General features: G+C 72.6%; 12 protein-coding genes. 5 read left to right on the top strand and 7 right to left on the bottom strand.

The features are described from left to right. Together KBX53_RS11715 and KBX53_RS11710 are read left to right on the top strand one after the other, a co-directional pair. Window positions 1-755 (top strand): serine hydrolase (locus KBX53_RS11715; RefSeq protein WP_210859122.1); only part of this gene is annotated, 755 nt, incomplete at its 5' end. A gap of 77 nt (window positions 756-832) precedes the next feature. Next, window positions 833-1534: a lysoplasmalogenase gene (locus KBX53_RS11710; protein WP_210859121.1), complete on the top strand. Its 702-nt coding sequence runs from the start codon at window positions 833-835 to the stop codon at window positions 1532-1534. On the opposite strand, the gene KBX53_RS11705 is transcribed toward KBX53_RS11710, so the two are convergent. Beyond that, on the bottom strand, window positions 1503-2300 hold the full coding sequence (locus KBX53_RS11705) for a tyrosine-protein phosphatase (RefSeq protein ID WP_030338012.1): 798 nt from the start codon (window positions 2298-2300) through the stop codon (window positions 1503-1505). The genes KBX53_RS11710 and KBX53_RS11705 overlap by 32 nt on opposite strands. Window positions 2301-2344: 44 nt before the next feature. Here KBX53_RS11705 and KBX53_RS11700 point away from each other — a divergent pair, with 44 nt between their 5' ends. Then, window positions 2345-3442, top strand: a complete 1098-nt coding sequence (locus KBX53_RS11700) for a mandelate racemase/muconate lactonizing enzyme family protein (protein ID WP_210859119.1) — start codon at window positions 2345-2347, stop codon at window positions 3440-3442. Window positions 3443-3502: 60 nt separating this feature from the next. Then, complete coding sequence (locus KBX53_RS11695) at window positions 3503-4426, top strand: NlpC/P60 family protein (RefSeq protein ID WP_030338010.1); 924 nt, start codon at window positions 3503-3505, stop codon at window positions 4424-4426. Window positions 4427-4475: 49 nt separating this feature from the next. On the opposite strand, the gene KBX53_RS11690 is transcribed toward KBX53_RS11695, so the two are convergent. The 3 genes from KBX53_RS11690 to pnuC all read right to left on the bottom strand — a co-directional run bounded on the left by KBX53_RS11690 (window position 4476) and on the right by pnuC (window position 7563). Further along, a complete protein-coding gene (locus KBX53_RS11690) occupies window positions 4476-5474 on the bottom strand; it encodes a TerC family protein (protein ID WP_210859117.1) in 999 nt (332 codons plus the stop codon). 311 nt (window positions 5475-5785) lie between these two features. Further along, on the bottom strand, window positions 5786-6910 hold the full coding sequence (locus tag KBX53_RS11685) for an AAA family ATPase (protein ID WP_245233797.1): 1125 nt from the start codon (window positions 6908-6910) through the stop codon (window positions 5786-5788). Then, window positions 6907-7563, bottom strand: coding sequence for a nicotinamide riboside transporter PnuC (gene pnuC, locus KBX53_RS11680; protein ID WP_030338007.1), 657 nt, complete (start codon window positions 7561-7563; stop codon window positions 6907-6909). The genes KBX53_RS11685 and pnuC overlap by 4 nt, the downstream gene beginning before the upstream one ends. 82 nt (window positions 7564-7645) lie before the next feature. Between pnuC and KBX53_RS11675 the strand changes: the two genes are divergently transcribed. Then, entirely contained in the window at window positions 7646-7939 is a 294-nt protein-coding gene (locus KBX53_RS11675; RefSeq protein WP_030338006.1) for an antibiotic biosynthesis monooxygenase, read from the top strand. A 112-nt stretch (window positions 7940-8051) separates the two neighbouring features. On the opposite strand, the gene KBX53_RS11670 is transcribed toward KBX53_RS11675, so the two are convergent. The 3 genes from KBX53_RS11670 to KBX53_RS11660 all read right to left on the bottom strand — a co-directional run bounded on the left by KBX53_RS11670 (window position 8052) and on the right by KBX53_RS11660 (window position 9661). Next, window positions 8052-8909 carry a helix-turn-helix transcriptional regulator gene (locus KBX53_RS11670; protein WP_030338005.1) on the bottom strand — a complete coding sequence of 286 codons (858 nt, stop codon included), beginning with the start codon at window positions 8907-8909 and terminating at the stop codon, window positions 8052-8054. A gap of 192 nt (window positions 8910-9101) precedes the next feature. After that, the gene (locus KBX53_RS11665; RefSeq protein WP_030338004.1) at window positions 9102-9470 is read right to left on the bottom strand and encodes a VOC family protein; all 369 of its coding nucleotides are present in this window, start codon (window positions 9468-9470) and stop codon (window positions 9102-9104) included. Window positions 9471-9562: 92 nt separating this feature from the next. Further along, a complete protein-coding gene (locus KBX53_RS11660; RefSeq protein WP_309140754.1) occupies window positions 9563-9661 on the bottom strand; it encodes a hypothetical protein in 99 nt (32 codons plus the stop codon). Window positions 9662-9705: the final 44 nt, after the last annotated feature.

Here is a 9705-nt window from a genome sequence, read left to right as displayed (position 1 = left end):
ACGCGAACGCCGCCCACTACGCCGCGAGCACCATGAAGGTGGCGGTGCTCGCCGCACTGCACCGGGCCGCCGAAGCCGGCACCCTGGACCTGGACGCCCCGGTCCCGGTCGTCAACGACTTCGACTCCGCCCAGCCCGGCGCACCCCGGTTCGCCTGCGCCCAGCCCTACGACAATGACGACGCGGTCTGGGACCGCATCGGCGCCACCGCGTCGCTACGCTGGCTGGCCGACCGGATGATCGTGCGCTCCAGCAACCTCGCCACCAACCTCGTGCTCGGGCACGTCGGGCTGCCTGCGGCCGCCGAGGTCTGGGCGCTCGCCGGCGCCCGCACCAGCGTCACCGGACGGGTCATCGAGGACTTCGCCGCCCGCGTCGCCGGCATCACCAACACGGTCACCGCCGCCGACCTGGCCGCCCTGCTCGGCGCGCTGGCCATCGGCGCCACCACCCCCGGCCCACTCGCCTCCCCGGCCGCGTGCGCCACCATGCTGGACGTCCTGCTCGCCCAGGAACACCGCGAGGACCTCGCCGCCGGCCTGCCCGAGGGCACCCGCATCGCGCACAAGAACGGTTGGGTACGCGGCGTCCGCCACGGCGCCGGCGTGGTCCTGCCCGACGACGCACCGCCGTACGTGATCACCGTCTGCACCACCACGGACCTGGCCGACGGCGACGACCAGGTGGAGGATGACGCCTGCCTGCTGCTCGCCCACATCTCGGCGCAGGTCTGGGCCGCCCGCCACCACCTCTGACCCGGCACCCACCGCGCCGGCACCGACACCCGCCGACTGCGGCTAGGCTGCTCGCACCCCCCACCCCGGAGCCGCCGATGCCCCGCAGTCGCACCGTGCTGATCGCCTTCCTCGTCGTGACGGCAGCGAACCTGCTGGCCAACGCCACCGGCGGCGGCACGGCCCTCCTGCTCACCAAGCCGCTGCTGATGCCGCTGCTGGCCGCGTACCTGTGGCGGGCCAGCGCCGAACGCGGAGCCCGACCGGACCGGCTGCTGCTCGCCGCGTTGGCCTTCGCCACCGGCGGCGACATCGCCCTCATGATCGACGGCACCGGCTGGTTCGTCGCCGGCATGGCCTGCTTCCTCGGCACGCACCTCTGCTACCTCGCGGCCTTCACCAGCCACGGCGCCGCGACCGCGCTGCGCCGGCCGCCGCTGGTCGCCGTCCCCCTGGTGTACGCGCTGCTGACCGTCGTCGCCCTGGCCTGGATGTGGGCGGGCCTGACCGACGTCGGGCTGGCCGTACCGGTGGCCGGGTACGCGATCGCGCTGGCCGCCATGGCCACCACCGCCACCACCCAGGGTTGGCGGGTCGGTCTCGGCGCCGCGCTCTTCCTCGGCTCCGACCTGCTGATCGCCGCCGGGGTGGCCGAGGTGGCCCAGCCACCCGGCGCGCCGGTGCTGATCATGGCGAGCTACGCCGCCGGCCAGGCACTGATCGTCACCGGTTGGGTCGCCCGCGCCAGCACACCGCCCGGCTCAGCTGTCACTCCAGCAGCTGAGCCCGCAGCGCGGTGAGGTCGGAGTCGGTGAGCCCCAACCCGTCACGCAGGTACGCGTCGAACGAGCCGTGCACCCGACGCACCTCGGCGTAACCGGCGTCGAGGTACTCGGCGCGGACCTCCAGCACGGGCAGCACCGCGTCCACGTCCAGCTCGGGATTCCGCCGCCGCATCGCCTCGACGATCACCGCCCGCAGGCTGTCGGTCAGCTCGTTGTTGCGCAGGTAGTCGGCACGGATCGCCGCCTCGTCCACCCCGAGCGCCGTCAACAGGACGACGGTGAGCCAACCGGTGCGGTCCTTGCCCGCCGAGCAGTGGTAGACCAACGGCAGGTTCTCCGGTCGCGCCGCCAGGCGTACCGCCTCGGCGAAACCGACCCGCGCCGACTCACCCGTGACGAACCAGCGGTAGATCGCCGCCATCGCCCCGGCCGTGCCCTGCCGGGCCAGCTCCGCGTACGCGTTCAGGTCGTGGCCGAGCAGCACCGCCGAGACGTACGTGAAGACCGGGTGCTCCGCATCGTGCACCGGCAGCCGCACCACCCGTGGCTCACCGGCGAGCCGGTCCGCCGGGGCGACCGAGATCTCCGTGGTGTCGCGCAGATCCAGCACGCACGCCGGCCCCAGCTTCGCCAGCACCGGCAGGTCCTCGTCGGTGAGCCGACCCAGCGCCGGAGTGCGGATCAACTGGCCGACCCGAACCCGCCGCCCGTCCGCGCCGACGAGGCCGCCCAGGTCACGCGCGTTCGGCGCACCCACCAACTCCCAGCCCTGCCCGGTCATCCGGTCTCCCCTCCCGCCGTGAACCTGCATATAGAGTGCCCCACATGACGATCTCGGCGGTACGCACCCACCGGGTTTCCGCCCCCTTACACACCCCGTTCGTCACCGCCCTGCGCCGTACCACCACAGTGGACACGCTGGTCGTCGAACTCGTCGACAGCGACGGCCGGTCCGGCTTCGGCGAGGCGCCCCAGGTCTGGCAGGTCACCGGCGCGTCGGTTGCCGGCGCACAGGCGTGCGTCCGCGAGTTGCTCGGCCCACAGCTGATCGGCAGTGACCCGGACGACCTGGTGACCCGGTGCGCCGAGGTGCAGCGCGCGGTGGTCGGCAACGAGGCGGCGAAGGCCGCTGTCGACGTCGCCCTGCACGACCTCGCCGCGCGGCGGCTGGGCGTACCCCTGGTGCGGTTGCTCGGGGGCACCTCGCTGCGGGTCCCGACGGACGTGACGCTGGCGGCGGGCGACGCGGTGGACCTGGCGGCCGCGGCGCGGCAGCGGCAGGGTGACGGCTTCGGTGTGCTCAAGCTGAAGGTCGGCACCGACGCTGCCGGTGACCTGGACCGGGTGCGGGCGGTACGGGCGGCCGTCGGCCCCAGCATCCGGATCCGGTTGGACGCCAACCAGGGCTGGACGCCCCGGGAGGCGGTCCGGGTGATCCGCGGCATCGAGGACGCGGGGCTCGACGTGGAGCTGGTCGAGCAGCCGGTGGTCCGCTGGGACCTGGATGGGCTGGCCTGGGTCAGTGACCGGGTGTCCGTGCCGATCCTGGCCGACGAGGCGGTGTTCGGGGTCCGTGACCTGGTGGAGGTGATCCGCCGCCGCGCCGCCGACCTGGTCAACGTCAAGCTGGCCAAGTGCGGTGGGTTGCACCCGGCGCGCACCCTGCTCGAGCTGGCCACCGCGCACGGTCTCGGCACGGTGGTGGGCTCGATGATGGAGAGCCAGGTCGGCATCGGGGCGGCGGCGAGCCTGGTGGCCGCGTACGGCACCACAGCGGTCGCCGACCTGGACGCCGCCTGGTGGCTGGCCTGGTCACCGGTGCAGGGCGGCATTCGCTACGACGGCGCGAACGTGGTGCTGCCGGACGCCCCTGGCCTGGGCATCTCCGGCCTGACTGAAGCAAAAGTGCAGCCTCGCGGTTGATGGTGGTCGGTTTCTTTCATAGGGTTTCCCCGGGACAGCCGACGCGATCTGGGAGTTGACGTGCAGCTGCAACCGGGCCGCGAGGCCCTCGTCCGGGTCGCCGTGGCGACGCTGTGGACCTCCCCCGAGGCGGTCCGCCCGGTCGACCGCCCCGCGCTGACCGCCGGCGCCGACATCCTGACCTGGGTCTCCGGACTCGACACCGACCAGCAGGTGGGCGACTGCGTGCTGAGCCAACTCCTGCTCGGCGAACGGGTCCTCGTCAGCGAGCTGCGCCCGGACGGCTGGGCGCGGGTCGTCGCCGTCGAACAACCAGCGGCCAAGCTGGACCCCCGCGGCTACCCGGGCTGGCTCCCCACCGACCAACTGACCACAGTCGACCCAGCCCACACCGGCACCGGTGACCCACTGGTGGTGGACGCCACCGTCACCGGGCTGCACACCGCCCCGAACGGGCCGGTGGCGCTGCCCGGCGTCGTCGTCGGCACCCGCCTCGTCCCGGCCGGCCCCGTGCGCGACGACTGGCGGCCGGTGCACGTCCCCGGCCGGTCCACGCCGCTCTGGCTGCCCGACGAGCACCTGGTCGCGGCGTCGGCCGCGCCGCCGAACGCCGAGCAGGCGCTCGCGGTGGCACAGCGACTGCTGGACGTGGTCTACATCTGGGGCGGCCTGTCCGCGCACGGCATCGACTGCTCAGGGCTGGTGCATCTGGCCTGGCGGCGGTTCGGGGTGCTGCTGCCCCGCGACGCCGACGACCAGGCCGCCGCCACCACCCCGGTGCCGCTGGGCGCGGAACGCCCCGGCGACCTCTACTTCTTCGCCCGACCCGGCCGCAAGATCCACCACATCGGCATCGTCACCGCGACGCCCGGCGACGGCGGCCAACGCCGGATGCTGCACGCCTGCTACCGGCGGCGGCGGGTCATCGAGGAACCCCTACCGGAAGACCGGACCGCGACGCTGGTGGGCGCGCACCGGGTCTAGAGCGTCTTTCGACCGGCCGGGCGCGGACCCGCGCCCGGCCGGTGACCGGTCAGCGTCGGGCGTCGGCCAACTCGCGACGCCGGTCCCGCGAGGACTTGATCAGGCTGGCGGCGGTGGCGACACCCAGGGTGCCGATGATGACCAGCAGTGACAACCAGATCGGGATGTGCGGCGCCCAGCCGACGTGCTCACCACCGTTGATGAACGGCAGGTTGTTGTCGGCCAACGCCTCCAGCACCAGCTTGACCCCGATGAAGCCGAGCACGACGGCCAGGCCGTAGCTCAGGTAGATCAGCCGGTCGAGCAGGCCACCGAGCAGGAAGTAGAGCTGACGAAGGCCCATCAGCGCGAAGACGTTGGCGGTGAAGACCAGGTACGGCTCCTGGGTGATGCCGAAGATCGCCGGGATCGAATCCAGTGCGAAGATCAGGTCGGTGGTGCCGATCGCGATCATCACGATCAGCATCGGGGTGAACAGCCGCCGGCCGTCCACGCGGGTGGTGAGCTTCGCGCTGTCGTAGTCCTTCGAGATCGGCAGCGCCTTACGGCTCCACCGGATCAGCACGTTCTCGGAGAACTCGTCCTCGTCCGGCTCACCCTGCCGGGCCAGGTTCACCGCCGTGTAGATCAGGAACGCGCCGAAGATGTAGAAGACCCAGGAGAACTGCGAGATCAGCGCGGCACCCGCGGCGATGAACCCGCCCCGCATCACCAGCGCCAGCACGATGCCGACGAGCAGCACCTTCTGCTGGTACTGCCGGGGCACCCCGAAGCGGGCCATGATGATCACGAAGACGAAGAGGTTGTCCACCGAGAGGCTGTACTCGGTGAGCCAACCGGTGTAGAACTGGCCGGCCGCGCTGGCACCGGAGGTCAGCCAGAGACCCACTCCGAAGATCAGGGCGAGCCCCACATAGAAGGCGACCCAGAGGCTCGACTCCCGCACACTCGGCTCGTGCGGGCGCCGACCGATGATCAACAGGTCGACGAGCAGGACCGCAGTCAGTGCGACAAGCGTCCCCGCCCACACCAATCCGGACACGTCCAACGTTCATTCCTCCGGCAGACACGCGGCGTCGGGCACACCGTACGCCCCCACGGGGGCCGGTGTGCCGCTGTCGCTCACTCTGGTGACTGTCGGAGGTCTCTTCCGCCGCCGCCCGGGAAGGGCGGCGACCTACGGGGCCGGGTCGGTCGCCGTGGAACCCGGCGATCGACCGTGCTGACGACTCCGTTGCGGGGGAATACTCCCCTCCTCGGTGACCATTGTTGCCCACCACTGCCCGTGATCACACCCCGGGCAGCCGGTGGCTCCGAACACCCTGTTCGACGCCACACCGTCTATGGCTTCCTAGGAGGCTAGTGCAGGTCGGGTGCGGCGATCGGGTCGGCGAGGGACCAGCCTGCGGCGAGCAGGTCGTCGCAGGCCCGCACCGCCCGGGCCAACCGCTCGGCGGGCGACCCGGTCAGCTCCACCACCGGCACCCCGCACCCCGCCAGCTCGGCCCGGAACCGCTCGGTCATCCACTCCCGCAGGTGCTCGCCGTCGCGCAGCCCGTCATCGGTGAACGGCACCCCCCGGTGATCAGTCAGCAGATACAGCGCCGGCCGACGGGCCGCCGCCCGCACCTGCTCCGACGTGCTGCCCAGGTAACGCTCCTCCCACACCGCCGTCGCCCGCGCGTCGGTGTCGCAGACCAGCAGCGGCCCGCTCGTCCGGGCCGCCGCGTCCTCGGCCGCCTGCTGCGCGCGGACCACGGCGCGGAAGTCGTCCCGGTCCCACGTGACGTCGAAGACCGTCGCCGTCGGCGTCCGCTCCCGCAACCGGGCCAGCTTGTGGGCGGTCAACTCCCTGCCGTACTCCGGCACCCAGGACGTGCCGTAGTGCCCCGCCAGCGCCGCCGCCATCGTCGTGGTGCCGGTCGACTCGGCCCCGACCACCACCACCCGCCGGACGAACCACGCCCGCACCGGCGCGCTCAACCACCGCCAGTGACGCGCCGGATCCGCGCGCACGACCGTCCCGGACACCGGCACGGTCCGCCGGTCCGGATCCACCGACACGGGTACGGCGTCGAACCGGCGCGCCAACTCGGCGCCGTACGCCTCGGAGGAGAAGACCGCGTCCACCGGCCCCGGCCCGACGGCCTCGCGGAACACCGCGCAGTGCGCGTCCCAGACGGCCGGATCGGCGTAGTCCACCGGGTGGTCGTCATACCGGCCGACGAACCGGACCCACGGCGTGTCGGCATGCGCCTCCCGCAGCCAGTCCAGGCGCAGCGGCAACGGGATGGACTCCCGACGCGAGGGTGCCACCACGACGGTGACCTCGGCGCAACGGGCGGCGGCCGCGGCGATCAGCGCGTGGTGCCCGGCGTGCGGTGGATAGAACTTGCCCACCACCATCCCGTGCCCGAACTCCGGGGCGGCCGGGTGCCCCGGCGAGCGTGGCGCTGGTGCCCGGCCGGACGTCTCGGCGCTCACGCGGCGACGGGGGCCGGACCGGGCGGGACCGCGCTCGGCCGGTCGACCCGACGCAGGTCGGCGCGCCAGGCCCGCAACCCGAGCACGCACAGGGCGAGGAAGACCAGGTAGAGGACGGCGGTCAGGTGCAGCCCCTTGTACGCGTACAACGGGATGTAGATCAGGTCGGCGGCGATCCAGAGCCACCAGCTCTCCACCCGCTTGCGGGTCTGCCCGTACGTGGCCAGCAGGGACAGCGCCGTGGTCAACGCGTCCGGCAGCGGCACCGTCGAGTCGGTGGCCCGGTCCACCAGCACCCAGAGCACGCCGGTGAGCAGCACCCCGGCGGCGGCCAGCGCCAACCACTCCCGTCGTCCCGTCCGGCTCACCGTGAGCCGGGTGCGCCGCTCGCCACCGACCAGCCAGTGCCACCAGCCGTAACAGCCGAGCGCGACGTAGACGACCTGGAGCCCCGCGTCGGCGTACAGGCCTGCGGTCCAGAACAACAGCATGAGCAGGAGCACGTTGGCGATGCCGATCGGCCAGTTGGCGATCTTCTGCCGGGCCACCAGCCACACGTTGAGCACACCGGTCGCGAACCCCAGCAGCTCCGCCCAGGTGGTGCCCGCACCGGCCACCCGAAAGGCGGTGCCGGTGAGCCAGTCAATGATCACCAGGCCACCCTAGGGGCGTCGCCGACGCCGGAACAGACCCCGCGACAGCACCGGCAACGACCATCGTGGGAGGCTGTCCGACATGGTGCTTGAGGTCGCGTTGATCGACGTACTGCCCGGACACGAGGACGCGTTCGCCGCCGCGTACGCCGAGGGGCACCCGGTGCTCGCCGGGGCGCCCGGCTGCCGGTCCGTGCGGATGACCCGGGGAATCGAGTCGCCGACCCGCTTCGTGCTGCTCGTCGAATGGGACTCGGTCGAGGCCCACGAGGAGAACTTCCGGGCCACCGAACGGTTCGAGCGGTGGCGGGCGCTGATCGGCCCCCACTTCGCGGGACCGCCGGTGGTCGAGCACTTCCTCGACGTGCCGGCCTGAGCCTGCCTGTCGTACCCCGTGGTTATCGTGCCGGACGCACGCGCCGGCCGCCGGTCCCGACGGGCTCGGGGGCGCCGGGCCCGGTGGCCGCGCGGCGCCGCGCCGTCGGCGGTTACTCGCCGACGCGGCGGGCCAGCACAGTGACGGTCTCCTCCGGCGACAGCGCCGCGGCCAGCAACGCCTCGGTCATCCGCTGGTAGCGGTCGACGTCGAGCGCGGTGGCCAACCGGACGTCGGTGGTCAGCGCCTCGAGCATCACCGTCCGCGGGTCCGCCGGGTCGGGAAAGGCGTAGCAGGAATACGGTGTCAGCGGATGCAGGCCGCCACCGGCGACCCCGCGCGGCAGCAGTCGCACCGTGACGTGGGACAGCCCGGTCACCGCGACCAGATGCCGCAGCTGCTCCCGCCAGACCGCCACCGGCAGGTCACCCTGGTCGCAGACGGCCTCGGCGAGCACCGCCGTGTAGCGCGGCGGATAGGCCCGCCGCAGCACCTCCTGCCGTAGCGCCCGAGCCCGCACCTCGGCGTCCACATCGACCTCCGGCGTGAGCTGGGCGCTGGCCGTGACCAGCACCCGGGCGTACGCGGGCGTCTGCAGCAGCCCCGGCACCACCGACGGCTGGTACTCGACGATGTCGGCGGCACCCGCCTCCAACTCGGCGTAGGTGCGCTGCCGTTCGCTCATCTCGCCCAGCGTCTTCCACCAGCCCCGACTGGTCGCCGCGTCCCGGGCGATGACGATCAGCGCCTCCCGGGCGGGCGTCGGCACCTTGTAGACGTCCAGCAGATCGAGCACGTCGGCAAGGTCCGGGCGACTCTGGCCCAGCTCGATGCGGGACAGCTTTGACGTCGAGGCCCAACCCAACCGGTCGCAGACCTGCTCCAGGGTCAGCGACTCGCGCCGACGAAGCTGGCGCAGTTCTGCGCCGAGACGTGCACGTCGAATAACAGGACTTGTTGGCAGCGGCATCCCGGCCTCCCCACCGAGGGAGACTACGCAGGACGATCACCCAGTGCAATAGTTCGCTCGCACACCGCAATCGGCGCATTCGGTGCCGCCCCCGGCCGGGCCCGCTCACCCGCATCGTTTCCACAGGTCAGCGGCGGTTCACGGTCGAGGGGGGTGGGTGCCCTGCGGGCTGCGGGCCGGCTCGGCGGGGGTTCAGGGCCGGTACGTGCCAAACGACCAGACGGTGCCGGCCAGGTCGCGCGCCGCGTAGTCACGGGAGCCGTAGTCGGTGTCGAACGGCTCACGGATGATCTCGGCGCCGGCCGCCCGGGCCCGCGCGCAGTGCGCGTCGACGTCCGGCACCGCCACGTAGACCGACCAGTCGTCGTCCGCCGGGCGGGGCGCGGCGTCGGTCCGCCCACCCAGCATGATCATGCCGGTGTCGAGGATCAGCTCGGCGTGCGCGACGGTGCCATCGGGTGCCTCGTGCACGGCGTGCACCTGGAAACCGAAGGCGGCGCCGAGCCAGTCGATCGCGGCGCGGGGATCGGGGTAACGGAGGATCGGATAGATGGTTCGCATGACCCGATTCTGCGTCCGGCGGCGCGAATCCGGATTGGACGAATGCGACCTCGGCGGGTCGCCGCCGCGAGCAGGGGGTCAGTCGAGCGTCGTCACCGGGCGGCGAGCAGCGCGGCCGGCGTCGCCCCCGCGAACTGGTGGAAGTCCCGGATCAGGTGGGACTGGTCGTAGTAACCGCAGGCCGCCGCCACCGCGGCCCAGTCGACGGCCCGACCGCTCGTCGCGTTCTCGGTCG

The organism is Micromonospora sp. M51 (assembly GCF_018070305.1).
GTDB classification, from domain to species: domain Bacteria; phylum Actinomycetota; class Actinomycetes; order Mycobacteriales; family Micromonosporaceae; genus Micromonospora; species Micromonospora parva.
This window is presented reverse-complemented; position numbering and strand designations above follow the sequence as displayed.